The 23,783-nt window shown below is 70.2% G+C and carries 20 protein-coding genes, 1 pseudogene and 1 riboswitch; of the genes and pseudogenes, 9 read left to right on the forward strand and 12 right to left on the reverse strand.

Annotated elements, in window-relative coordinates; genetic code table 11:
• The 4 genes from ACIRJP_RS31300 to ACIRJP_RS31315 all read left to right on the forward strand — a co-directional run.
• Window positions 1-400: glycosyl hydrolase family 18 protein (locus tag ACIRJP_RS31300; RefSeq protein WP_404181323.1), on the forward strand; the 400-nt coding region annotated here is incomplete at its 5' end.
• A gap of 244 nt (window positions 401-644) precedes the next feature.
• Window positions 645-1,334 (forward strand): hypothetical protein, encoded by a 690-nt coding sequence (locus tag ACIRJP_RS31305; protein WP_404181326.1) that lies wholly within the window; start codon window positions 645-647, stop codon window positions 1,332-1,334.
• Between the two features lie 465 nt (window positions 1,335-1,799).
• Entirely contained in the window at window positions 1,800-3,248 is a 1,449-nt protein-coding gene (gene argG, locus ACIRJP_RS31310) for an argininosuccinate synthase (protein ID WP_351264708.1), read from the forward strand.
• Window positions 3,249-3,461: 213 nt separating this feature from the next.
• Window positions 3,462-4,835 carry an alkaline phosphatase gene (locus tag ACIRJP_RS31315; protein WP_404181329.1) on the forward strand — a complete coding sequence of 458 codons (1,374 nt, stop codon included), beginning with the start codon at window positions 3,462-3,464 and terminating at the stop codon, window positions 4,833-4,835.
• A 122-nt stretch (window positions 4,836-4,957) separates the two neighbouring features.
• On the opposite strand, the gene ACIRJP_RS31320 is transcribed toward ACIRJP_RS31315, so the two are convergent.
• Window positions 4,958-5,692, reverse strand: a complete 735-nt coding sequence (locus ACIRJP_RS31320) for an IPT/TIG domain-containing protein (RefSeq protein ID WP_404181332.1) — start codon at window positions 5,690-5,692, stop codon at window positions 4,958-4,960.
• A gap of 394 nt (window positions 5,693-6,086) precedes the next feature.
• On the opposite strand from ACIRJP_RS31320, the gene ACIRJP_RS31325 reads away from it, so the two are divergent.
• Window positions 6,087-7,778 (forward strand): IPT/TIG domain-containing protein, encoded by a 1,692-nt coding sequence (locus ACIRJP_RS31325; RefSeq protein WP_404181335.1) that lies wholly within the window; start codon window positions 6,087-6,089, stop codon window positions 7,776-7,778.
• 82 nt (window positions 7,779-7,860) lie between these two features.
• Window positions 7,861-8,028 carry a hypothetical protein gene (locus ACIRJP_RS31330; RefSeq protein ID WP_404181338.1) on the forward strand — a complete coding sequence of 56 codons (168 nt, stop codon included), beginning with the start codon at window positions 7,861-7,863 and terminating at the stop codon, window positions 8,026-8,028.
• Between the two features lie 214 nt (window positions 8,029-8,242).
• On the opposite strand, the gene ACIRJP_RS31335 is transcribed toward ACIRJP_RS31330, so the two are convergent.
• Window positions 8,243-9,634 (reverse strand): peptidase C39 family protein, encoded by a 1,392-nt coding sequence (locus ACIRJP_RS31335; protein ID WP_404181341.1) that lies wholly within the window; start codon window positions 9,632-9,634, stop codon window positions 8,243-8,245.
• Between the two features lie 259 nt (window positions 9,635-9,893).
• On the opposite strand from ACIRJP_RS31335, the gene ACIRJP_RS31340 reads away from it, so the two are divergent.
• Together ACIRJP_RS31340 and ACIRJP_RS31345 are read left to right on the forward strand one after the other, a co-directional pair.
• Entirely contained in the window at window positions 9,894-10,523 is a 630-nt protein-coding gene (locus ACIRJP_RS31340; protein ID WP_404181344.1) for a uridine kinase, read from the forward strand.
• Window positions 10,524-10,884: 361 nt separating this feature from the next.
• Window positions 10,885-12,798 carry an AAA family ATPase gene (locus ACIRJP_RS31345; RefSeq protein WP_404181346.1) on the forward strand — a complete coding sequence of 638 codons (1,914 nt, stop codon included), beginning with the start codon at window positions 10,885-10,887 and terminating at the stop codon, window positions 12,796-12,798.
• Window positions 12,799-12,927: 129 nt separating this feature from the next.
• On the opposite strand, the gene ACIRJP_RS31350 is transcribed toward ACIRJP_RS31345, so the two are convergent.
• From ACIRJP_RS31350 to ribD, 10 genes are all read right to left on the reverse strand, one after another.
• Window positions 12,928-14,034 carry a hemolysin family protein gene (locus tag ACIRJP_RS31350; RefSeq protein ID WP_266735727.1) on the reverse strand — a complete coding sequence of 369 codons (1,107 nt, stop codon included), beginning with the start codon at window positions 14,032-14,034 and terminating at the stop codon, window positions 12,928-12,930.
• A complete protein-coding gene (locus tag ACIRJP_RS31355) occupies window positions 14,031-15,380 on the reverse strand; it encodes a hemolysin family protein (protein WP_404181350.1) in 1,350 nt (449 codons plus the stop codon). Before ACIRJP_RS31355 ends, ACIRJP_RS31350 begins: the two co-directional genes overlap by 4 nt.
• A gap of 185 nt (window positions 15,381-15,565) precedes the next feature.
• Window positions 15,566-16,030: a PH domain-containing protein gene (locus tag ACIRJP_RS31360; RefSeq protein WP_358943930.1), complete on the reverse strand. Its 465-nt coding sequence runs from the start codon at window positions 16,028-16,030 to the stop codon at window positions 15,566-15,568.
• A 35-nt stretch (window positions 16,031-16,065) separates the two neighbouring features.
• Window positions 16,066-16,914, reverse strand: coding sequence for an ATP phosphoribosyltransferase (gene hisG, locus ACIRJP_RS31365; protein ID WP_404181353.1), 849 nt, complete (start codon window positions 16,912-16,914; stop codon window positions 16,066-16,068).
• A gap of 70 nt (window positions 16,915-16,984) precedes the next feature.
• Window positions 16,985-17,257: a phosphoribosyl-ATP diphosphatase gene (locus tag ACIRJP_RS31370; protein ID WP_018524273.1), complete on the reverse strand. Its 273-nt coding sequence runs from the start codon at window positions 17,255-17,257 to the stop codon at window positions 16,985-16,987.
• Window positions 17,258-17,291: 34 nt separating this feature from the next.
• Entirely contained in the window at window positions 17,292-17,777 is a 486-nt protein-coding gene (gene ribH / locus ACIRJP_RS31375) for a 6,7-dimethyl-8-ribityllumazine synthase (RefSeq protein WP_124718909.1), read from the reverse strand.
• A 29-nt stretch (window positions 17,778-17,806) separates the two neighbouring features.
• The gene (locus tag ACIRJP_RS31380) at window positions 17,807-19,105 is read right to left on the reverse strand and encodes a bifunctional 3,4-dihydroxy-2-butanone-4-phosphate synthase/GTP cyclohydrolase II (RefSeq protein WP_404181357.1); all 1,299 of its coding nucleotides are present in this window, start codon (window positions 19,103-19,105) and stop codon (window positions 17,807-17,809) included.
• Entirely contained in the window at window positions 19,102-19,746 is a 645-nt protein-coding gene (locus ACIRJP_RS31385; RefSeq protein ID WP_124718907.1) for a nicotinamide mononucleotide transporter family protein, read from the reverse strand. Before ACIRJP_RS31385 ends, ACIRJP_RS31380 begins: the two co-directional genes overlap by 4 nt.
• A complete protein-coding gene (locus ACIRJP_RS31390; protein WP_404181362.1) occupies window positions 19,743-20,360 on the reverse strand; it encodes a riboflavin synthase in 618 nt (205 codons plus the stop codon). The genes ACIRJP_RS31385 and ACIRJP_RS31390 overlap by 4 nt, the downstream gene beginning before the upstream one ends.
• A complete protein-coding gene (gene ribD / locus ACIRJP_RS31395; RefSeq protein WP_404181365.1) occupies window positions 20,361-21,461 on the reverse strand; it encodes a bifunctional diaminohydroxyphosphoribosylaminopyrimidine deaminase/5-amino-6-(5-phosphoribosylamino)uracil reductase RibD in 1,101 nt (366 codons plus the stop codon).
• Between the two features lie 159 nt (window positions 21,462-21,620).
• Window positions 21,621-21,751, reverse strand: a riboswitch (FMN riboswitch).
• A gap of 305 nt (window positions 21,752-22,056) precedes the next feature.
• Here ribD and ACIRJP_RS31400 point away from each other — a divergent pair.
• Window positions 22,057-23,695 (forward strand): annotated as a pseudogene (locus tag ACIRJP_RS31400) (glycoside hydrolase family 18 protein); the annotation flags it as partial.
• Between the last annotated feature and the right edge of the window lie 88 nt (window positions 23,696-23,783).

A 23,783-nucleotide genomic window follows, 5' to 3' on the forward strand; every position in this document is an offset into this window, starting at 1 on the left:
CGGCATCCCGCAGGCCGGCTTCAACTCCGCCGACGCCATCGCCAAGCTGAAGGCCCAGGGCGTCCCCGCGTCCAAGCTGCTGCTCGGCATCGGCTTCTACGGCCGCGGCTGGACCGGCGTCACCCAGGACGCGCCCGGCGGCACCGCCACCGGCGCCGCACCCGGCACCTACGAGGCGGGCATCGAGGACTACAAGGTCCTCAAGAACAGCTGCCCGGCCACCGGCACCGTCGCCGGCACCGCCTACGCCCACTGCGGCACCAACTGGTGGAGCTACGACACCCCGGCCACCATCGCCACCAAGATGAACTGGAAGAACCAGCAGGGTCTCGGCGGCACCTTCTTCTGGGAGCTCAGCGGTGACACCGCCGACGGCGAGCTGATCAAGGCGATCAACTAGAGGGGCCCTGGTGCCGTAGGAGCACCTGGTCACGACACCAGCGGACGGGGCGGTGGGCCGGTCAGCCCTCCGCCCCGTTTTCGTCCGTGTTGGGGTGATCCGGCGGGGTCCGACAGGACGTGGTTCACACGGCGTTCCCGCTCCGGCCGATGCGCAAGCGGATCACTCCGGCATGATGGAGCCGCACCCGCTCCGACCATGTGTTCCCAGGACCGCGGTGTGGCCCCGAGGACGAGGATTCCGCTTGTCACGCCAGGTTCTGACGGTCTGTCCCGAGCGGCCCGACGGCTTTCGAACGATCGGTGAAGCGCTGGCCAGGGCGCGCAACGGCGCCGTGATCAGCGTCCGTTCCGGCACCTACGCCGAGAGTCTGGTCATCACCGTCCCCGTCACCGTCGTCGCCGAGCAGTCCCGCGGCAGCGTCGAGATATGCCCGCCCCGCGGCAGCGCGGTGGTGCTCCAGGCCGAAGCCGTGATGCTCACCGATCTGGTGCTGCGCGGCCGCGACGAGGAGCTGCCGGTGGTGGACGCGCCGCGCGGCCAGATCGCGATGGACGGCTGCGACATCACCGGTGCGTCGTGGACCGCGCTGCTGGCCCGCGGGTCCGGCTCGGTGGCGCTGCGCGACTGCCGGGTGCGCAATCCGCGCGGCGCCGGGATGGTGGTGACGGACGAGCTGGTCACCATCGTCCGCCAGCACGCGTCCGCGTCCGGGTACGAGTGCGGTGCGGGTGCGGGAGCGGTCATGCGGGAGTACTTCGACGCTCTGCCCAGGGACCGTTCGTTCGGCAACGTGCGGCTGGCCCGGCAGGTCCTGGAGGGAATGATGACGCGTCAGGCGGGCCGGGTGAGCACCATGGCGGCGCCCGGTCTGGACGATCTGCGGCTGCTGCTCCCGGAGGATGTCGTACGCCCGCAGGCGGTGCCCGAATGACGCCGACAGCGGTGTGCGGCGCGGCCCCGGCCGCCGCACCGGACGGGTTGCGGCCGCGGCGATGGTGCTGCCGGTGGCCGGTCCGGCCGCCGCGGCCGACGGCGAGAAGGTCAGGCTGCCGGTGATGCCGGCGCGTCTCGATGCCGGTGATCCGTGCACCGGCAAGTCGAAGGCGCGGGCCACGGCGGTGCCGTGGGAGCAGCAGAACCTCCAGCTCGGCCGTACCTGGGAGTTCGGCCGGCACCTTCGCGCTGAACGGCTCCACGATCGGGGTGAAGCTGCTCGACCGTGGCGACGACTGGTCGAAGGGATGGGAGAAGGCACATCACGCCGCCGCCCAGATGAAGGTGACCTGCAGCTCCTGACGATCTGCCGCTTCGGGCCGGGCCCCCGCCGGGGGCCGGCCCGCCGTGATCAGCGATGAGGGATGTTGCATGGTCATGCGATGCGGTGCATAATCTTGCCATGTCCAAAGTCCTCACCTCCCTCCCCACCGGCGAGCGCGTCGGCATCGCCTTCTCCGGCGGGCTCGACACCTCCGTAGCCGTCGCCTGGATGCGCGACAAGGGCGCCGTCCCCTGCACGTACACCGCCGACATCGGCCAGTACGACGAGCCCGACATCGCGTCCGTGCCCGGCCGTGCCTCCGCGTACGGCGCCGAGATCACCCGGCTCGTCGACTGCCGTGCCGCGCTGGTCGAGGAAGGGCTTGCGGCGCTCTCCTGCGGTGCGTTCCACATCAGGTCGGGCGGCCGCCCGTACTTCAACACCACGCCGCTGGGGCGCGCCGTGACCGGCACGCTGCTGGTACGGGCCATGCTCGAGGACGGGGTGCAGATCTGGGGCGACGGCTCCACGTTCAAGGGCAACGACATCGAGCGGTTCTACCGCTACGGCCTGCTCGCCAATCCCCACCTGCGGATCTACAAGCCCTGGCTGGACGCGGACTTCGTCACGGAGCTGGGCGGCCGCAAGGAGATGTCCGAGTGGCTGCTCGCACACGGGCTGCCGTACCGGGACTCGACGGAGAAGGCGTACTCCACGGACGCCAACATCTGGGGCGCCACGCACGAGGCCAAGACCCTGGAGCACCTCGACACCGGCGTCGAGACGGTCGAGCCGATCATGGGTGTGCGGTTCTGGGACCCGTCGGTGGAGATCGCCACCGAGGACGTCACGGTCGGCTTCGACCAGGGCCGCCCGGTGACCATCAACGGCAAGGAATTCGCCTCCCCGGTCGACCTCGTCATGGAGGCCAACGCGATCGGCGGCCGCCACGGTCTCGGCATGTCCGACCAGATCGAGAACCGGATCATCGAAGCCAAGAGCCGCGGCATCTACGAGGCCCCCGGTATGGCGCTGCTGCACATCGCCTACGAGCGCCTGGTCAACGCGATCCACAACGAGGACACCCTGGCCGCGTACCACAACGAGGGCCGTCGCCTCGGCCGGCTGATGTACGAGGGCCGCTGGCTGGACCCGCAGGCGCTGATGATCCGCGAGTCGCTCCAGCGCTGGGTCGGCGCGGCCGTCACCGGCGAGGTGACTGTGCGGCTGCGGCGCGGCGAGGACTACTCGATCCTCGACACCACGGGCCCGGCGTTCAGCTACCACCCGGACAAGCTCTCGATGGAGCGGACCGAGGACTCGGCGTTCGGCCCGGTGGACCGGATCGGCCAGCTCACCATGCGGAACCTGGACATCGCCGACTCCCGTGCCCGGCTCGAGCAGTACGCGGGCCTGGGCCTGGTCGGCAGCGGCCACCCGACGCCGATCGGTGCCGCTCAGGCCGCCTCGACCGGTCTGATCGGCGCCATGGACCAGGGCGGCGCCCAGGCGATCGCCTCCCGCGGCGAGGCCACGGACGAGGAGACGATGCTGGACCGCGCCGCGATGGAGTCCGGCACGGACTGACACCGGACCCCGGCCACCGGCCGTACGCATCCGGACAGCGGGCCCCGGCGGATTTTCTTCCGCCGGGGCCCGTCGGCGTACGGGGAACAAGCACGTGCCACCGATGCCACGTCCCGGCAGGACCGACGCGGCTTCCACGTCACCGACGGTTCACCCACCGCTGATGAGGTGATCCACGTCGGTGCTCCCCGCCGGCCGGATCAAGGAGATTCCATGCCCAGTCAGCGCCTTTCCCGCAGTCACCTGATGGCCACCGGTGCGGTCGTCGTCGCCGCGGCCACCGTCGCGGTCGCCCTCACGGCGACGGCCGGTGCGTCCGGCACGAAGGAACACGCGAAGGCCGCCATCAAGGACGGCAGGGCGAAGAACGTCATCCTGCTCATCGGTGACGGCATGGGCGACTCGGAGATCACCCTCGCCCGCGACTACACGGTTGGTGCGGCCGGCCGCCTTGACATGGACAAGTTCCCGCTGACCGGCGCGTACACGACCTACGCCGTGCACGCGGACGGAACTCCCGACTACGTCACCGACTCCGCGGCCAGCGGCACCGGCTGGGCGACCGGCGTGAAGACCGTCAACGGCCGGATCTCCAAGACTCCGGGCAGCGACAAGGCCGTACCGACCATTCTGGAACTGGCGCAGAAGGGCGGGTACGCGACCGGCTCGGTGACCACCGCCGAGCTGACCGACGCCACCCCGGCCGTCCTGGCCTCGCACGCCACCGACCGCTCCTGCCAGGGCCCCGCCGACATGGCCAAGTGCCCCACCGACACCATCGCCAAGGGCGGCCCCGGCTCCATCGCCGAGCAGAGCGTGAACCACAAGGTCGACGTCCTCCTCGGCGGCGGCAAGCAGCGCTTCGACCAGAAGGTGACCGACGGCCGGTACAAGGGCCTGACCGTCACCGAGCAGGCCCGGAAGCTGGGCTACCAGGTCGTCACCGACAACGCCTCCCTGAAGGCGGTCAAGGGCGGCAAGCCGGTGCTCGGCCTCTTCGCGCCCGGCAACGTTCCCACCGAGTGGACCGGCAAGCCCGCCGCGGTCGGCGGTACCGACCCGCAGCGCTGCGTCACCTCCAACCCGAACCGCCCCGTCGGCACCCCTGAGCTCGCCGACCAGACCGCCAAGGCCATCCAGCTCCTGGAGGCGAAGCAGAAGCGCAACCACGGCAAGAAGGGCTTTTTCCTCCAGGTCGAGGGCGCGTCGATCGACAAGCAGGACCACGCGGCCGACCCGTGCGGCCAGATCGGCGAGACCGCCGCGTTCGACCGCGCGGTGAAGACGGCGCGCGCGTACGCCGCCAAGCACCCCGACACCCTCGTCGTCACCACCGCCGACCACGGCCACAGCAGCCAGGTCGTGCCCCTGGAGGCCCAGCCGCCCGGCCTGACCTCCACTCTGGTCACCGACGAGGGCCAGCAGATCAAGGTCAACTACTCGACCAACACGCCCGGCCAGTCGCAGGAGCACACCGGTACCGAGGTCCGGATCGCGGCCCAGGGCCCACAGGCCTTCCGGGTCCTGGGCGTCACCGACCAGACCGACCTGTTCACCACCCTCCGCGAGGCACTCCGGGTGCGCTGAACCACCCGGGGAACCGTCCCGCGGCCCCGTCGGCACGAGCGCCGAACAGTCGTGCGCGGAACCGGTTCTGTGTGCGCCGGTTCCGCAGGCGGGCTCGAGAGTTCTGCGCGTTCTCGGCTGGCTCAGCCGGGGGTGACGGTGTAGGTGAACGACTGCGAGGAGTCGCTGCCGCCCGCGCTGGTGAGGGTGACGGTGACCGTACCGGTGCCGCCCGGGGAGTAGGCGACGATGGTGGTGTCGTCGAGGATGTTGTAGGCGGTCGAGTCGGGGCCGTACGAGATGTCCACGACGTCGCTGAGGTTGGTGCCGATGATGGTGGAGGCCGTGCCGCCGTAGTCCGGCCCGGTGGTGGGGTCCATGCTGGTCACCGTCGGAGCGGCCACGTAGGCGAAGGTGAGCCCGTTGGTGGTGCCGCCTTTGGTCGTGACGCTGACCGGGACGGTCTGGGGGGTGGTCACGGGGGGAACCTGGACGTTCAGCGTGGTGTCGTTGACCACGGTGGGAACGGCGGTGTTGGAGCCGAAGGACATCGATGTGGCGGTCTGCAGGCTCGAACCGGTGAGGGTGACCGGGATGCCGCCGAGCGGTCCCATGGTCGCACTGAGGCCCGATTTCGTCGGAGGCGTGATGTAGTAGTACCAGACCGGCAATGTCGTTCCGCCCGGCGTGGTGACGGTGACCTGGACCGCAGCGTTGTTCGAGGGTGCCACAGCGGTGATCTGGGTGACGCTGTCGACCGTGAAGGTGGCCGATTTGGTGCCGAACTTCACACTGGTGGCGCCCGTGAAGTTCGTGCCGGTGAGGACGACCTGGTTACCGCCCGAGGTGGGTCCTTGGTTCGGGTCCAGAGTGACCATGGGCTTCTCCTTCGTGCTGGGTGTCTGCTTCGCCGGGATGGCGGCCCTGCTTGCGGAACCACGAATGGCCTGTGATGTCGGCGCCATTTCAGTGTGGTTGGGTCCTCGCGCAGGGCGTCCTGCATAAAACTGAAGCAGGCATTCCAGGGATGTAGCAGGGCACATATGATGCACTGAGTGGTGAATATGACAAGATGAATTAGTTCCCGGTGGCGAAATCTGCGCCCGAGTGCTTCGGTTGACCACTTATGCAGGGTCGCAACGGGTGGGACGATCAGGGGAACGCGCGGAATCGACTCCTGAAATTCGCGGGCGTTATGGGACCGCAGAGCATGAAATCCTCAACTCGCTCTGACACTCACCGTTTCGGGAGTCCGGTCGAGAGGAGTCGGCAATGCCAGTCGGTCAAGCCCCGCCAGAAATCGAGAAGTCCGGGAGTTCCTCGCCCGCTGCCCTGCCCCCGGTGGCCAACGCCGGAACGATCCCGGTGGGACCGGCACCCCATTCCGTCGCCATGCGGCCCGACGGGGTGCGCGCCTATGTGACCAACTCGGGCAGCAACACGTTGAGCGTGATCGACACCGCCGTGGACGCCGTCGTCACCACCATCGGTGTGGGGGCCGGCCCATGGGCTGCAGCGGTCACCCCCGACGGCCGGTACCTCTACGTGACCATGCCCGGCTCGGGAACCGTCGCCGTCGTCAGCACGGCCACCGCCACCCTCGTCGGTACCGTCGGCGGCCTCAACGCTCCGCGCGGACTGGCCGTCACACACGACGGGGCCCGTGTGTACGTGGCGAACTCCAGTGCCAACACCGTGAGTGTCATCAGCACGGCCACCAACACCGTCACCGCCACCATCACCGTGGGGAACGGCCCCCAGGCCGTCACCGTCCGCCCCGACGGGCTACGGGCCTACGTCAGCAACTCCACCGGCGGCACCGTGAGCGTGATCGACACGGTCGGCAACACCGTCGTGGCCACCCTGACCGGCTTCAACGCGCCGCTGGGCGTGGCCGCCACGCCCGACGGCACCCGTGTGTACGTGGCGAACTCCGGTGCCCGCAAGGTGAGTGTCATCGGCACGGCCACCAACACCGTCACCGACACGATCACCGTCGCGAGCAGCCCCTCCTATCTGACCGCCTCCCCGGACGGGACACTCGTCTACGCATCGATGACCGGCGCCGGCTCGCTGACGGTGATCAACCCCAGCAGCAACAGCGTCAGCGAAACGATCCCGGGATTCGCCGGACCCCACGAGGTGGCAACCACACCGGACGGCGGATACCTGTATGTCGTCGACCACGGCGACAACACGGTCGGCGTCCTGAGAAGGCCGGCCAGCATCTCCCCCAACACCGGCCCCCGGGGCGGCGGAACGACCGTGATCATCAAGGGCCGGGGTTTCCTCGGGACGACCGCCATCCGCTTCGGGATCCGGCCGGCCACGGACTTCGTCGTGGTCAACGACACCACGCTGAGCGTTACCGTGCCTTCCGCCATCAGATCAGCCGTACCCGTCACCGTGACCGCCAGCGGCGGAACGGCGATCGTCGGCCACTACTACTACCGCCGGCTGCCCGTCGTGAACCAGATCTCGGCCACCTCCGGGTCGATGAACGGGGGAAACACCATCACCCTCACCGGACAACGGTTCGTCGGGGTCAAGACCGTACGGTTCGGCACCGTCGAGGCACCCGCCACCGTCCTGTCGGACACCCAACTCACCGTGACCGTCCCGCCGTCGGCCCTCGCCCATACCGTCCCCATCTACATGGTCAGCCCGGGAGGCGTATCCGACAGCCTCTCCTATACCTACATCGGCAGCCCCGTCATCACCAGCATCAGCCCCACCTCCGGGCCCCGCACAGGAAGCCGCATCGTGAACCTCAACGGCACCTTCCTGTCCAAGGTCACCAGCGTCACCTTCGGCGGCGTGCGGGCCCTCTCGTTCAAGGTCATGTCCGACATCAAGGTCCAGACGGTCACACCGCCGACGTCCACCCCCGGCCCCGTGGCCGTGGTCGCGACGACCTCCACCGGAGCCACGGCCACGTCCCCCACGCCGTACACCTACACCTGACAGCAGGGGCGTCGCATGGCATCGGCTCGCTCGGTTACTCGGACACCGAGGCAGGCCCCCCCCCGGCGGGAGGAGCGACGATATGAGCCACCCGCGCGTGACCGTCGTCATCACCCACAACCGCAACGACGAACTGCTGCGCACCCTCGAACGGCTGGCGCAGTTGCCGGAACGACCGCCGGTGATCGGGGGACTTCCGGTCCATGACGCAAGCGGCGGCCTGCCGTACCCCGATCTCCTACGCAAGTAGTGGGATCGGGCCATCAAGCGACTCGGGCTGCCCGAATATTTGCGACACAAGCGGGCCACCGTGACCTTGACGAGCGGCGTGTCCGTTCACGAGGTGTCTCGCCGGCTCGGGCATCGCTCGATCAAGGTCACGGTGGACAAGTACGGCCACCCCACCCAGAACGGCCGGGAACGATGCCGTCAGGTGATCGAGGCGGCCGTGGCGCCGCACATGCTCACAGCAGGCCGAACGACGCCAGGACGCGGCGCTGACCCGGTGTCGGCCTTGCGGGCCAGTAGAGGTAGCAGACGCCGCCCGTGCCGCTTCTGACCTTGCCGTTCGCGTCGTAGCGCTTGGTGCGCAGCCAGATGTTCTCCCATTCCCGGCGCTTGTAGACCCGGCGCACCGCCTCGTTGTCCGGCGAGGCCGGGTCGTTCGCGATGATGTCGCCGTCGTCGGTGAACCCGATCACGGTCATCAGATGGCCGGAGGTGCCGTAGCCGGCGCCGGTCAGCTCCTCCTTGAGGAAGGACTGCGACGTTATGGCCGGGATGCCCGCGCGGACCAGTGCCTCCAGGTCCTCGATCGAGTCCAGCCGGGTCACCACCGAGCTCATCTCGTCGTACGTCGCGGCGTACGCGGCGTTGAACGGCCAGTTGCCGCAGCCCTCGTACTGGTAGTCGTAGGTGAACCGGGCGGCGTGGCAGACCTGGGGGTCGGCCAGGCCGGGCTTGACCCAGGAGAGGTCCTCGGTGGTGGGGCGGCGGCCCCAGTACTCGATGATCATCTGCGAGGAGGTGGGGCTGCACCAGGCCTCGCCGCCGTTGTCGTACTCGGGGTACTGGCCCGCGTGGACATTCTGCGAGTAGCGCGGGACCCGCAGCTCGCGGGCGAGGCCGGGGGTGCTGGCCGGCACGGTGAAGCGGTCCGGGATGTCGGAGGCCATCGCGCCGATCCGCCGGACGGTGGGCGTCAGGCGGCTGCCCGGGGTGCGGTGGAGGGTGAGCCGCAGCCGGTAGGAGTCCAGTCGCAGTCCGCTCGCCGGGTCGTCCACCGAGAAGGTGTCGGTCCAGATGGAGCTCTTGCCGTCGGTCTGGTCGTCGACGGAGGTACGGCGGATGTCGCCGTCGCCGGCGGCCCAGCGGCCCATGACGTACCAGGGTGTCCAGGTTCCGTCGGAGTAGCTGCCCAGGAGCTCGATCTGGATCCAGGTGCCCGCCGGGGTGTCGGCGTTCCAGGAGGCGATCACCTCGGTCGCCGGAACCGAGGACCGGTGGACCGGCGAGGTCCAGGTCGCGTACTCCCAGGTGGCGGTCCTGCCGGTGTGCGGATCGGTGTAGTCGGTGCGCGCCGTGGCGTGGTCGATCACCAGCCCGGGACGGCGGCCCGCGACGGCCCGCGTCCCGGCGCCGGTCCCGGAGCGCCAGTCGGTGTAGCTGTGCCAGAAACGGTTGTCCACGGCAGGAGCCTTGGCCGAGCGGGCGTGGGGCGGGGTGGCGGAGGGGGCGTCGGCGGACGGCAACGCCCCGGCGGCGGTCGCGGAGCCTGCGGACGACACCGCCCCGGCGGTGGCCGCTGCCGCCAGCGCGGCGGTCAGCACGGTTCGGCGTGAGGTCGGTCTGTTCATGGGCGAGACCCCCGGTCGGAAGCGGAATGGGAAATGGGGCCGGCTGGGGCCTCTCGTCCGGATCGTGCCGGGCTCGCGTGCCCCGGCGCCTGATCCGGCCTGACCCAAACGAAAGACCCCAGGTGCACGACAGTGCGCCAACTATTGCGGGTCGTGACCGGATCCGGCCAGCGATTCGACTCACGTCGGCAAACCAATATTGGTGTGGACCACTGACATGACCTGCGGTTGCTCCGGAGCGGCTCGTAGGCTGGTGGGCATGAACGACCTCTCGCTCCTCTCCGGGCGGCTGCACGCCCTGGCACCGTCCTGCGGACCGGTCCGGCTGATCGCCGTGGACGGCCACGCAGGCTCGGGGAAGAGCACCTTCGCCGCCCGCCTGGCCGCCGCGCTCGGCGGCGCCCCCGTCCTGCACCTGGACGACATCGCCGCGCACGACTCCTTCTTCACCTGGACCGACCGGCTGCGGAAGCAGGTGCTCGTACCACTGGAGCGCGGCGAGCGCGCGCGGTACGCGCCGTACGACTGGACCGCGCGGAGCTTCGGAACGCCGCGCGCCCTGGAGCCCGCGCCGGTGGTCCTGATCGAGGGGGTCGGGGCCGGGCGCCGGGCACTGCGGCCGTCGCTGGCCCGGCTGCTGTGGATGGACCTTCCCGCCGCACGGTCCTGGGAGCGCGGCCGGCGCAGGGACGGGCCGGCGCTCTCGGAGTTCTGGGACGGGTGGACGGCGGCCGAGGCGCAGCACTTCTCGGCCGACCCTTCCCGCCCCCACGCGGACACTCTGGTACGGCAGTTGCCGGTGGGGTACGAGTTGCTGGAGGGGCCCGGAACGGCAGCAGGAACGAACCATTCCGTCACGGACCGTGAGCACGTGGCCCCGTCGTCCTGAATGGTGAGAAATCACCCCGGAAGTGCCCCAACTCTGCTTGACCCGAGGGCGGTACAGGTCTTACGTTCTCAATGTGCGGCTTTTCGAAGCCCCGACAGACGCGAAGCCCCCGGTTGTTCCCCCGTGATCGGGGGCTTCGTTCTGCCCTCGCGCCCCCTCCCCCACACCGGTCCGGCGGATTCCGCTCACCCTGGGTCACGGCCTCCCTTCGGCCTGCGGCGCTCTTAGCCGCACACCCCCTGCGCAGGTACGATGCCTCTCGGTGCGGTCAATTCCCGTCCGTGGCAAAGTGATTCGGCGCCCCCGGGTGGGCAGAATCGTGCGGCGGGACATCCTGGGGGCACGGTTTGTGGGGGACCAGATGGACATCGGCACGCAGGGCGCACAGGCCCCGGCCGACCTCGCCTGGCTGCGCGGCGTGGACGCCTACACCATGGGCGCCTACCCACAGGCAGAAGAGGAGTTCAGGGCCGCGGTCCGGCTCGATCCCGGCATGGCGGACGGCTGGCTCGGCCTCCATGCGCTGAGGGTCGACACGACGACGGCGCTGCTGCGCATGTACCGCCATCGCGAGCGCTTCGGCGAGCAGCGCACCCGCCACAGGCGCACGCTCAACTCCTGGTACTGGCTGGGCTGGTGGGTGCAGCCGGTGCTGGAGAGCGCACGCGACCTGCTGCTGGCGCACGCCTCGCACTGGCTGGACGGCCGCCACGTCCCCGAGCTGGACCGCGCCCTCGCGGGCCTGCCGCCGGTGGACGCGGACCCGCAGGTACGCTTTCTGCACGCCTGCCGCTCGTACCTGGTCAAGGACTGGGAGCTGCTCGTACGCAACACCGAGCAGCTGGTGGACGATCCGCTGCTCGGCATCGAGGCGGGGCTGTTCGGCGGCATGGCCCGGGTGCGTCTGGAGATGTACGGGCAGGCCGAGCCGCTGCTCGCCACCGCGCTGATGCGCTGTCGCAGCGAGCAGCCGCAACGCAAGGAGCTGCGCTACTGGCTGGCCCGTGCGCACGAGGGCACCGGCCGCAGCGCCGCCGCCCTGCCGCTCTACCGGGCGGTGCACCGGATCGACCCGGCGTTCATGGACACCTCGGCCCGGCTCGCCGCGATCGCGGACTACGACGGCCTGGAGGGCTCCGACGAGGCGGCGGGCCTGGCCGCCGTGTCACTGGCCGGGCTCGGCACGGACGGCACCGTGTCGGAGGCGCAGCCGGAAGCGGATCCGCTGCCCGGCGCCGATCCGGTGGACGGCCGGGAGCTGCGGCCCGGCAGCGAGACGTCCGGCCTTCCGGGCGTCGTGATGCCGCCGCCGTCCGGCGGGGCACGGCGCAGGGGCACGGCGCCCGGACAGCCGCCGTCCCCGTTCCCCGCGGGGCCCAGCGATCCGGTGCTGCTCGCCGAGGCGCTGGCCGAGCTGGAGCGGATGGTGGGGCTGGAGCCCGTGAAGCGCCAGGTCAAGGCGTTGTCCGCGCAGCTGAACATGGCGCGGCTGCGGGCCGGTCAGGGCCTGCCCGTGCAGCCGCCGAAGCGCCACTTCGTCTTCTCCGGCCCGTCCGGGACCGGCAAGACGACGGTGGCCCGCATCCTGGGCCGGGTCTTCTACGCGCTGGGGCTGCTGGGCGGCGACCATCTGGTCGAGGCCCAACGGGCGGACCTGGTGGGCGAGTTCCTCGGCCAGACCGCGGTCAAGGCCAATGAGCTGATCGACTCGGCGCTCGGCGGGGTGCTCTTCGTCGACGAGGCGTACAGCCTCGCCAACAGCGGCTACAGCAAGGGCGACGCGTACGGCGACGAGGCGTTGCAGGTCCTCCTCAAGCGCGCGGAGGACAACCGGGACCATCTCGTGGTCATCCTCGCGGGCTACCCAGAGGGCATGGACCGGCTGCTGGCCACCAATCCGGGGCTCTCCTCGCGCTTCACCACCCGGGTGGACTTCCCGAGCTACCGGCCGCTGGAGCTCACCTCGATCGGCGAGGTGCTGGCGGCGGAGAACGGCGACGCGTGGGACGAGGAGTCCCTGGACGAGCTGCGTTCCGTCAGCGGCCATGTCGTCGAGCAGGGCTGGATCGACGAGCTGGGCAACGGCCGGTTCCTGCGCACCCTGTACGAGAAGAGCTGCGCCTACCGCGATCTGCGGCTATCCGGCTATCCGGGGGTGCCGAGCCGGGACGATCTGGCCACCCTGCGGCTGCCGGACCTGATGCAGGCGTACGGCGAGGTGCTGTCGGGCCGGGGTCCGGTGGACCGGGGGCAGCAGGAGCCACCGGCGCTGTGAGCCCGGTCTTCCGGAGGGGCGGGGCCACGGCCTCTCCAGCAGCCGGAAGTACGACCAGGGCCTCTCGTTTGGATCATGCCGGGCTCGCGTGCCCCGGTGCCTGATCCGGCCTGATCCAAACGAAAGACCCTAACGCACCGACGCGGTGAGTTCGCCGTATCCGGTCGTCGTGCTCGCGGGCTCCGCCGCGCGGCGTGGCACCGCCACCCGGTGGGCCGGGTCGCGCACCTCGCCGACGAGCATCTCCAGGACGTCCTCCATCGCGACCAGGCCGAGGATCCGGCCGGAGGCGTCGGCGACCTGTGCCAGGTGCGTGGCCGCCCTGCGCATCACGGTCAGGGCGTCGTCGAGGGGCAGCTCGGCCCGTACGGTCGCCATCGGACGCCATACGTGCTGGGGGACGGCCCGCTCGCCGTCCTCCAGGTCCAGCACATCCTTGACGTGGAGGTAGCCCATGAACGGACCGCCGCCCTCCGCGCACACCGGAAACCGCGAATAGCCCGTGCGTACGGTCAGCTCCTCGATCCGGTGCGGGGTGACGGACGGGTCCACGGTCACCAGGGAGGCGCGGTGCAGCAGCACATCGGTGACGGGCCTGCTGCCCAGCTCCAGGGCGTCCTCCAGCCTCTCCTGCGCCTCCGGCTCCAGCAGACCGGCCTGGCCGGAGTCCTCGACGAGCCGGTTGAGCTGCTCGCTGGTGAAGACGGCCTCGACCTCGTCCTTCGGTTCGACGCCGAAGATCCGGAGCACCAGCCGGGCGCAGGCGCCCAGTGCGGCGGTGACCGGGCGGCAGACGCGGGCGAAGCCGACGAGGCCGGGGCTGAGCCAGAGCGCGGTCTTCTCCGGCGCCGCCATCGCGAGGTTCTTCGGGACCATCTCGCCGATGACGAGGTGGAGGAAGACCACGAGGGCGAGCGCCAGGACGTAGCCGAGCGGGTGGATGAGGCCCTCGGGCAGGTGGATCGCCTGGAAGACCGGCTCCAGCAGATGAGCGACGGTCGGTTCGGCGACCGCACCGAGGGTCAGTGAGCAGACGGTGATGCCGAACTGGGCGGCGGCCATCATCTGCGGCAGGTTCTCCAGCCCGTACAGCACTTGGCGGGCTCGGCCCGAGCCGGCCGCCGCGAGAGGCTCGACCTGGCTGCGCCGTACGGAGACGAGGGCGAACTCGGCACCGACGAAGAAGCCGTTCGCCAGCACGAGGAGCGCGGCGAAGAGCAGTTGGACCAGGCTCATCGCGCGGCCTCCAGGACGTCCTCGGCCACCGGGACCTCGGCGGTGCGGACGAAGCGGACCTTCTCGGCACGGTAGTGGCCGACCTGGCGGACGGAGATCCGCCAGCCGGGCAGCTCGGCCCGGTCGCCGGGGGCGGGGATGCGTCCCAGCAGATCGGCGACGAGTCCGGCCACGGTCTCGTACGGCCCGTCGGGGACGTCGAGCCCTATCCGGCGCAGGGTGAGGACCCGGCAGCTGCCTTCGGCGTCCCAGGCCGGGCGGCCGTCCTCCGGGGCGGCGGGGGCCAGCTCGGGCCGGTCGGCGCCCTCGGCGTCGTGCTCGTCCCTGACCTCGCCGACGAGCTCCTCGATGATGTCCTCCAGGGTGACGACTCCGGCGGTGCCGCCGTATTCGTCGACCACGACGGCGATCGGCTGCTCGTTGCGCAGCCGCTGGAGCAGCTGTTCGACGGGCAGTGTCTCCGGGACCAGCAGCGGCGGTACGGCGATCCGTCCGGCGGGGGTGCGCAGCCGGTCGTGGGCGGGCACGGCGAGCGCGTCCTTGAGATGGATCATGCCGACGACCTCGTCGATCCGCTCCCGGTAGACGGGGAAGCGGGAGAGGCCGGTGGCGCGGGTGAGGTTGAGGACGTCCTGTGCGGTCGCCGAGGACTGCAGGGCGCTCACCTTCACCCGTGGGGTCATGACGTGCTGGGCGGTGAGTCCGGCGAGCGACAGGGTCCGTACGAAGAGGTCCGCGGTGTCCTGTTCAAGGGTGCCGGCCTCGGCCGAGTGCCGGGCCAGGGAGACCAGCTCCCCGGGGGTGCGGGCGGAGGCCAGCTCGTCGGTGGGTTCGACGCCGAGCAGCCGCACCAGCCGGTTGGCCACGGTGTTCAGCAGGCTGATCACCGGGCGGAACACGGCGGAGAAACGGTGCTGGGGACCGGCGACGAACCGGGCGACCTGGAGCGGCCGGGAGACCGCCCAGTTCTTGGGCACGAGTTCGCCGATCACCATCTGGACGGCGGAGGCCACCATCATCCCGATCACCACGCTGATGCCGGGGACGGCTCCGTCGGGCAGCCCGGTCGCGGTGAGCGGGCCGTCGAGCAGCTGGGCGAGGGCCGGTTCGGCGAGCATGCCGACGACCAATGAGGTGATGGTGATGCCCAGCTGGGTGCCGGAGAGCTGGAAGGAGAGTTCTCGCAGGGCTTCGACGACGGTACGGGCCCGCCGGTCGCCCTCGGCGGCGGCGCGCTCGGCGTCCGGCCGCTCCACCGTGACGAGCCCGAATTCGGCTGCCACGAAGAATCCGTTGGCGAGGATGAGAAGGAATGCCGCGCTCAGAAGCAGCAGGGGGGTGGTCATGCCGCCGCCTCCGGGGAAGGGGCGGCGCAGGTACTACCGGACGATCCGTCCATTGCTGGAAGGAGTCACTCCTTGGGTCGCAGGAAAGCCCCGCCGGTCTCATGGACCTCTGGTGCGGGGCGGGGTGCACAGGGGCACCTCCGCCCTCCAGAGTAATCAAGAAGAGGCCGTACGGGGCAGGGGGCTCAGCCGATGTCTGTTCCGGTGCCGCGGCTCTCGGCGAGGGCGCGGAGGGTACGGGCGTCACGGATGGCCTGCTGTTTGGCGATTCCCGGCTGGATGCCGAGGGCGGGCATGCTGGTCCCGTCGCTGAGGTCCAGAAAGACCCAGGGGTCGCCGACGCGCAGGTTGACCCGGAGGATCTCCGCCCAGGACAGCCGGCGCGTCCGGGTGAGATTGACCACGGTCACCCCGTCCTCGTTCGCGACGACCTTCGGGCGGCTGAGCAGCGCGAGCACTCCGAAGAACAGCAGTGCCGTGAAGACGAAGCTGGCCCGCTCCCCCGGACCGAGCTGCTCCAGGGTCAGCGCGACGACGGTGATGACGAGGAACATCACCGCCCCCACGGTCAGCAGGACCACCCGGGTCCGGGTCGGCCGGAACGTGACCGGGAGGGTGGGGAGTTCGGGCCGGGGTGCGGGGGCGGACATGTTGTCCTTCTGTCTTCCGGGTGGTCGCCGGGCCGTCAGAGGCGGCAGGCGTGGATGGCGGTGGTGAGGATGGCGCGGGCGCCGAGGTCGTACAGATCGTCCATGATCCGCTGGGCCTCCCGGGCGGCGACCATGGAGCGGACGGCGACCCAGCCCTCGTGGTGCAGCGGCGAGATGGTCGGCGACTCCAGGCCCGGGGTGAGGGCGACCGCGCGCTCCAGGTGCTCGACGCGGCAGTCGTAGTCCATCATCACGTAGGAGCGGGCGACCAGGACGCCCTGGAGGCGGCGGAGGAACTGCTGCACCTTGGGGTCGTCGTCCGGTGCGCCGGTGCGGCGGATGACGACGGCCTCGGACTTCATGATCGGCTCGCCGATGACTTCGAGTCCGGCGTTGCGCAGGCTGGTGCCGGTCTCCACCACGTCGGCGATGACCTGGGCGACACCGAGCTCGATGGCGGTCTCGACCGCGCCGTCGAGGTGGACGACGGAGGCGTTGACGCCGATGTCGGCGAGGTGCTTGGCGACGATGCCCTCGTAGGACGTGGCGATCGTCATGCCGTCGAAGTCCTGCGGACCCTTGGCCGTGCCGGGCTTGGTGGCGTAGCGGAAGGTGGAGCGGGCGAAACCGAGCTGGAGGATCTCCTCGGCGTCCGCGCCGGAGTCCAGCAGCAGGTCGCGGCCGGTGATCCCGATGTCGAGCCGGCCGGAACTGACGTAGATCGCGATGTCGCGCGGCCGCAGGTAGAAGAACTCGACCTCGTTCTCGGGGTCGACGAGGACGAGTTCCTTGGACTCCTTGCGCTGCTGGTAGCCGGCCTCATGGAGCATCGCCATCGCAGGCCCGGAGAGTGAACCCTTGTTGGGGACGGCGATGCGCAGCATGAGGTCAGGTTCCTTTGCGAGGAGGGAGTACCGGTGCGGATGTGCGGACGTACTGGTGCGGAGGTGGTGCTCAGAGGTGGGCGTAGACGTCGTCGAGCGAGATCCCGCGGGCGACCATCATCACCTGGACGTGGTACAGCAGCTGGGAGATCTCCTCGGCGGCGGCGTCCTTGCTCTCGTGCTCGGCGGCCATCCAGACTTCGGCGGCCTCCTCGACGACCTTCTTGCCGATGGCATGGACGCCCTTGTCCACGAGCTCGGCGGTACGGGAGGTGGAGGGGTCGCCGTTGGCGGCCTTGAGCTGCAGCTCGGCGAAGAGCTCTTCGAAGGTTTTGTTCGCCATGATGGTCTTAGAGTACGGGGTCGGCACCCGGTGCTCAGCGCCAGGGCTCGCTGACCGTACGCAGCGTGGCGGCGGTGGCGACGGCCGCGGTGACGGCTTCGTGCCCCTTGTCCTCGTTGGACCCTTCGAGGCCTGCCCGGTCGAGCGCCTGCTCCTCGGTGTCGCACGTGAGTACGCCGAAGCCGACCGGTACTCCGGTGTCGACGGCGACCTGGGTGAGGCCATTGGTGACGCCGTGGGACACGTATTCGAAGTGCGGGGTGCCGCCGCGGATGATCACGCCTAGCGCGACGACCGCGTCGTAGCCGCGGCCCGCGAGGACCTTGGCGACGACCGGGAGTTCGAAGCTGCCGGGCACCCGGAGCAGGGTCGGCTCGTCGATGCCGAGTTCGTGCAGGGCGCGCAGGGCGCCGTCGACGAGGCCGTCCATGATCTTCTCGTGCCACTGCGCGGCGACGACCGCCACGCGCAGGTCACCGCAGTTGCGTACGGACAGTTCGGGTGCGCCCTTGCCGCTCATGTCTCTCCTGTCGCTCGTTTCCGTGATCGTTACTGGTTGCCGCAGGTCGACGCCGTGGCGGTGTCGAGCCAGGGCAGGTCGTGACCCATGCGGTCGCGCTTGGTGCGCAGGTAGCGGAGGTTGTGTTCGCCGGCCTGGACGGGCATCGGCTCGCGGCCGGTGACGGCGAGCCCGTGCCGCAGGATCGCGGCCGTCTTGTCGGGGTTGTTGGTCATGAGCCTGAGGCTGTTGACGCCGAGGTCCTTGAGGATCTGGGCGCCGGCCGCGTAGTCCCGGGCGTCGGCGGGCAGGCCGAGCTCCAGGTTGGCGTCGAGGGTGTCGATGCCGCGCTCCTGGAGTTCGTAGGCGCGCAGCTTGGACAGCAGGCCGATGCCCCGGCCCTCGTGGCCGCGCAGGTATACGACGACGCCGCGGCCCTCCTCGGTGATCCGGCGCATGGACGCGTGCAGCTGGGGGCCGCAGTCGCAGCGCTGGGACTGGAAGATGTCGCCGGTCAGGCACTCGGAGTGGACCCGGACCAGGACGTCGCCGCCGTCGCCGAGGTCTCCGTGGACGAGCGCGACGTGCTCGACGCCGTCGGTGGTGGAGCGGTAGCCGTACGCGGTGAACGCGCCGAAGGCCGTCGGCAGCCGTACCTCGGCCTCGCGGCGGACGGTCGGCTCGGAGCTGCGGCGGTAGGCGATCAGGTCCTCGATGGAGATGATCGTGAGGCCGTGCTTGCGGGCGAACGGGACGAGCTGGGGCAGCCGCAGCATCATGCCGTCCTCGCCCGCGATCTCCACGATGGCCCCGGCGGGCCTCAGCCCGGCGAGCCTGGCGAGGTCGACGGCGGCCTCGGTGTGGCCGTTGCGGACCAGTACGCCGCCGGAGCGGGCGCGGAGCGGGAAGATGTGGCCGGGCCGTACGAAGTCGCCGGGGCCGGCCTCGCCGCCCGCCAGCAGCCGCAGGGTGGTGGCCCGGTCGGCGGCGGAGATGCCGGTGGTGACGCCTTGGACGGGGGACGCGTCGACGGAGACGGTGAACGCGGTGCGCATCGACTCGGTGTTGTGGTCGACCATCTGCGGGAGCGCGAGCCGTTCCAGCTCGTCGTTCTCCATGGGTGCGCAGATCAGGCCGCGGCACTCGCTCATCATGAACGCGACGATCTCGGGGGTGGCCTTCTCGGCGGCGATGACGAGGTCGCCCTCGTTCTCCCGGTCCTCGTCGTCGACGACCACGACGGGCCGCCCGGCGGCGATGTCGCGGATCGCCTGCTCGACCGGGTCGAGGCGGAGGTCCTCGGCGGCACCTTCGTGTTCCCGGTGCAGCCAGGTGGGCTGGGCAGTCATGCCGTGGCTCCTTCCAGAGCGGGTGTCCGCGAACGCAGCCACCAGTCGCGCATGCCCCACAGGACCAGGGCGCCGTACACGACGTAGATGAGACCGGAGAAGGCGAGCCCGCTGTGGAAGTTCAGCGGTACGCCGACCAGGTCGACCAGCAGCCAGGCGAACCAGAACTCGACCATGCCGCGGGCCTGGGCGAGCATCGCGACGAGGGTCCCGGCGAATATGTACGCGTCCGCCCACGGGCTCCAGGAGAGCGAGGGGAACGCGGTGAACAGGCCGCCGACCGCGAGAGTGCCGAGCGCGGCGCCGCCCAGCAGGTAGCCGCGCTCGCGCCAGGTGGCGAACCGTACGGCGATGGAGCCGTCCTGGGCCTGCTGCCGGCCCCGGGTCCACTGCTGCCAGCCCCAGACGGCCACGGCGATGACGACGAGCTGCTTGCCGACGCTGCCCGCCTGGTGCACGGAGGCGTTGGCCGCGACCAGGACGACGCCGGACAGCAGCTGGGCGGGCCAGGTCCAGATGGAGCGGAGCCAGCCCAGGGTCAGGGCGATCAGGCCGACGGTGTTACCGATCATGTCGGACCAGATGATGTGCTGCCCGAAGACGGTGAACGCCTCCGAGTTCAGCCAGTGCAGGGCGGTCACCGGACCGGCTCCTCGGGCGTCTGCGCGGTGTTGCCGAGCAGCCGCTCGACGTACTTAGCGATGACGTCCACCTCCAGGTTGACCGGGTCGCCGGGCTCCTTGATGCCGAGCGTGGTCAGGGCGAGGGTGGTGGGGATGAGGCTGATGGTGAAGTAGTCGGGTCCGGCGTCCACGACGGTGAGGCTGACGCCGTCGACGGTGATGGATCCCTTCTCCACCACGTAGCGGCTCAGGTGCGCGGGGAGGGAGACCTTCACGATCTCCCAGTTCTCGGAGATCCTGCGCTCGACGATGTGCCCGGTGCCGTCGACATGGCCCTGGACGATGTGTCCGCCGAGCCGGCCGCCGACCGCCATGGGGCGTTCCAGGTTGACCCGGGAGCCGGTGTCCAGGGCGCCGAGGCTGGACCGGTTCAGGGTCTCGGCCATCACGTCGGCGGTGAACTCGCCGTCGCCGAGGTCGACGACGGTGAGGCAGACGCCGTTGACGGCGATGGAGTCGCCGTGCTTGGCGCCTTCGGTGACCACGGGGCCGCGCAGGCGGAAGCGGGAGGCGTCGGCGAGCTGCTCGACGGCGGTGACTTCACCCAGTTCTTCGACAATTCCGGTGAACACTCAGTTTCCCTTCCGGGCAGGGCCGGGGACGGCGGTGATGCGCAGATCGGGGCCGATGCGGACGGTCTCGGTCACATCGAGGCGCAACGCCTCGGCGATGGTGGAGATTCCGGCGTCGGCGAGGGCCGCGGGGCCTGCGCCGAGGAGTACGGGAGCGAGATAGCCGACGACCTTGTCGACCGTTCCCGCGGCCACGAAGGCCCCGGCCAGGGTCGGGCCGCCTTCGAGGAGTACGGAGCGGATGCCGCGCCCGTGCAGGGCACGGAGCAGGGCGGGGATGTCCAGGCCTGGGCCGGCGGCGGCGCGCGGCAGCCGCAGGACGGCGGCTTCGGGCAGGTGTCCGGCGTCGGCGTCCTCGGCGACGGCGACCAGGGTGGGCGCGGTGCCGTCGAGGACCCGGGCGCCGGGGCGTACGGCGGTGGCGCCGGTGTCGACGACCACCCGCAGCGGCTGCGTGGCGCCGTCGATGCCGCGTACGCCGAGCTGCGGGTCGTCGGTGCGGGCGGTGCCGGAGCCGACCACCACGGCGTCGGCCTCGGCGCGCAGCCGGTGGACGTCGGCGCGGGACTCGGCGGAGGTGATCCAGCGGCTGGTGGCGTCGGCGGCCGCGATCCGGCCGTCCAGGGTCGCCGCGTACTTCCACAGGACGTACGGGCGGCCCAGGCGCACCGAGGTCAGCCAGGCCGCGTTGCCCGCCTCGGCCTCGTCCGCGAGGAGCCCCTGCTCGGCCTTGATCCCGGCCGCGCCCAGGGTGTCGCCACCGCCGGTGGCCTGCGGGTCCGGGTCGCCGACGGCGTAGACGACGCGGGCGAGCCCTGCCTCGATGAGTGCCTGGGCGCAGGGGCCGGTGCGGCCGGTGTGGTTGCAGGGTTCGAGGGTGACGTAGGCGGTGCCGCCCCGGGCCCGGTCGCCCGCCTCGCGCAGGGCGTGGATCTCGGCGTGCGGTCCGCCGGCCCGCTGGTGGAAGCCTTCTCCGGCCGGGCGGCCCGCGGCGTCGAGGATGACGCAGCCGACCACGGGGTTGGGGCTGGTGGAGCCGAGACCGCGTGCGGCGAGCGTGATCGCACGGCGCATGGCGGTGATGTCGGCTGCGGTGTCCACCGGGTCCTCCTGCCTCTTCGGGCACGGACTCCGGGGCCTGTCGATGACGACAGATGAAGCGGAACGCCACGGGGGAACGCCGGAAATGCCGGGAAAAAACGGATGGATCGGTCGCCCGAAAACCATCCGCCGACGGCGGCGTACCCGCGAAACGGCCCGCCGCGCACTGCCTCCCATCCGGACTTTAACCGTCGGTCCAGGAATCCCACCTGGTCAACCGGCCGCTGGATGCGGACGGGTCGCGGACTATAACCGCCGGTTCGGAATTGCACCGACCCCGGAGTGCGCTGCTGCTGGTACACGATCAGTGTGCCACGCCGGGCGGTGGACCATGCGGGTGAGTACCTGTGGACTGGCTCACAGGGCTGCCAGGACGAGGGCCCCTTCATCTGGATCGAGCCGAAGAAGTTGACGCTTAAAGGTCCAGACCTATTGATGCACTGGTCTAATCCTTTTAATCTCTGCGTCACCTCCGAGGAGCGGTCCCGCGGTATGCGCACACGCGGGCACCAATGTGTGCGCACACCCGGGCACCAACACGACCCACCCCTTTGCCAGTTGTGTTTCCGCCGAACCTCCCCGGGAGGAACCGAACGTGCTGTCCCCCACCCGCGCGAGAGCCACCCTGCTCGCAGCCGGCGTAGCCGTCGCCGGACTGCGGATGGACTCACTCGCCGCCACCCCGTCGGCCGCCGCCGACCAGGAGTCCTGTCGCCCCGACGGGCTCTACGAGACGCCCGGTGTCTCCGTTCCCTACTGCTCCGTCTACGACAGCGAGGGCCGCGAGAAGATGGGCGCCGACCACCAGCGGCGCGTCATCGGGCACTTCACCGGCCGGCGGACCGGCAAGGACGGCTAACCCGCTCATCTCGTCCCCGACATCCCCTGGGACAAATTCACCCATTTGAATTACGCGTTCGCCCATGTCGACGGCGGCAACAAGCTCTCGGTCGGCACCGACGGGCCGGACGACGCCTCGACCGGCATGACCTGGCCGGGTGTCGCGGGCGCCGAGATGGCCCCGGAGCTCCCCTGCAAGGGCCACTTCAACCTGCTCAACAAGTTCAAGAAGAAGGACCCGAACGTGAAGACCATGGTGTCGGTGGGCGGCTGGGCCGAGACCGGCGGCCACTTCGACGACAGCGGCAAGCGGGTGGACGGGCGGCTTCTACTCGATGGCGACCAACGCCGACGGCTCGGTCAACCAGGCCGGCATCGACACCTTCGCCGACTCGGCCGTCGCGTTCGTCAAGAAGTACGGCTTCAACGGCGTCGACATCGACTACGAGTACCCGACGCCCATGAAGGACTCGGGCAACCCGCTGAACTGGACGCTCTCCAACGCGCGCCGGGCCGGTCTGGTCAAGGGCTACGCCGCGCTGATGAAGACGCTGCGCGAGAAGCTCGACCGGGCGTCCGCCGCCGACGGCACGCACTACCTGCTGAGCGTGGCCACACCCTCGTCCGGCTATCTGCTGCGCGGGATGGAGACCTTCCAGGTCCAGAAGTACCTGGACTACGTCAACATCATGTCGTACGACCTGCACGGCGCCTGGAAGGAGTATGTCGTTTCCAACGCCGCCCTCTTCGACGACGGCAAGGACCCCGAACTCGCCCAGGCGAGCGTCTACTCGACCTCGCAGTACGGCGGCACCGGCTATCTCAACACCGACTGGGCGTACCACTACTTCCGCGGTTCGATGCCCTCCGGCCGGATCAACATCGGCCTGCCGTACTACACCCGCGGTTTCAAGAACGTGCAGGGCGGCACGGACGGGCTGTGCGGCCGGGCCGCCACCACCGACTGCCCGGCCGGTGCGGGCCTGACCAAGTGCGATGACGGCGCCGTCGGCATCGACAACCTCTGGCACGACAAGGACACCAACGGCAAGGAATCACCGGCCGGTTCCAACCCGATGTGGCATGCGAAGAACCTGGAGAAGGGTGTCGTGGGCGACTACGTCACCGACTACGGATTCCCCGCCGGCACCGAGCTGACCGGTACCTACGCCCGCAAGTACGACTCGACGCTGGTCACGCCCTGGCTCTGGAACGCCGAGAAGAAGGTCTTCCTGTCCACCGAGGACGAGCAGTCGGTCGCCGCCAAGGCGGACTACGTCGTCGACAAGGGCATCGGCGGCACCATGATCTGGGAGCTCGCGGGCGACTACGGTTGGAACGCGGCCAAGGGCCAGTACGAGCCGGGCTCCACGCTGACCTCGACGATGTACGACAAGGGCGAGGAGCCCGGCTCCACCGGTGACTGGGGTGCCTGGCAGGACCTCGGGGCCTGCTGACCTCTTGCCCGAACCGCCCGGCGGC

Source organism: Streptomyces sp. NPDC102437 (assembly GCF_044765565.1).
Taxonomy (GTDB): Bacteria; Actinomycetota; Actinomycetes; order Streptomycetales; family Streptomycetaceae; genus Streptomyces.

Excerpts from the sequence above, each read along its gene's own strand:
- argG (WP_351264708.1), top strand. The coding sequence starts at position 1,800 with ATGTCCAAAGTCCTCACCTCCCTCCCCACCGGCGAGCGCGTCGGCATC.
- ACIRJP_RS31315 (WP_404181329.1), top strand. The coding sequence starts at position 3,462 with ATGCCCAGTCAGCGCCTTTCCCGCAGTCACCTGATGGCCACCGGTGCG.
- ACIRJP_RS31320 (WP_404181332.1), bottom strand. The coding sequence starts at position 5,692 with ATGGTCACTCTGGACCCGAACCAAGGACCCACCTCGGGCGGTAACCAG.
- ACIRJP_RS31325 (WP_404181335.1), top strand. The coding sequence starts at position 6,087 with ATGCCAGTCGGTCAAGCCCCGCCAGAAATCGAGAAGTCCGGGAGTTCC.
- ACIRJP_RS31330 (WP_404181338.1), top strand. The coding sequence starts at position 7,861 with ATGAGCCACCCGCGCGTGACCGTCGTCATCACCCACAACCGCAACGAC.
- ACIRJP_RS31335 (WP_404181341.1), bottom strand. The coding sequence starts at position 9,634 with ATGAACAGACCGACCTCACGCCGAACCGTGCTGACCGCCGCGCTGGCG.
- ACIRJP_RS31340 (WP_404181344.1), top strand. The coding sequence starts at position 9,894 with ATGAACGACCTCTCGCTCCTCTCCGGGCGGCTGCACGCCCTGGCACCG.
- ACIRJP_RS31345 (WP_404181346.1), top strand. The coding sequence starts at position 10,885 with ATGGACATCGGCACGCAGGGCGCACAGGCCCCGGCCGACCTCGCCTGG.
- ACIRJP_RS31350 (WP_266735727.1), bottom strand. The coding sequence starts at position 14,034 with ATGAGCCTGGTCCAACTGCTCTTCGCCGCGCTCCTCGTGCTGGCGAAC.
- ACIRJP_RS31355 (WP_404181350.1), bottom strand. The coding sequence starts at position 15,380 with ATGACCACCCCCCTGCTGCTTCTGAGCGCGGCATTCCTTCTCATCCTC.
- ACIRJP_RS31360 (WP_358943930.1), bottom strand. The coding sequence starts at position 16,030 with ATGTCCGCCCCCGCACCCCGGCCCGAACTCCCCACCCTCCCGGTCACG.
- hisG (WP_404181353.1), bottom strand. The coding sequence starts at position 16,914 with ATGCTGCGCATCGCCGTCCCCAACAAGGGTTCACTCTCCGGGCCTGCG.
- ACIRJP_RS31370 (WP_018524273.1), bottom strand. The coding sequence starts at position 17,257 with ATGGCGAACAAAACCTTCGAAGAGCTCTTCGCCGAGCTGCAGCTCAAG.
- ribH (WP_124718909.1), bottom strand. The coding sequence starts at position 17,777 with ATGAGCGGCAAGGGCGCACCCGAACTGTCCGTACGCAACTGCGGTGAC.
- ACIRJP_RS31380 (WP_404181357.1), bottom strand. The coding sequence starts at position 19,105 with ATGACTGCCCAGCCCACCTGGCTGCACCGGGAACACGAAGGTGCCGCC.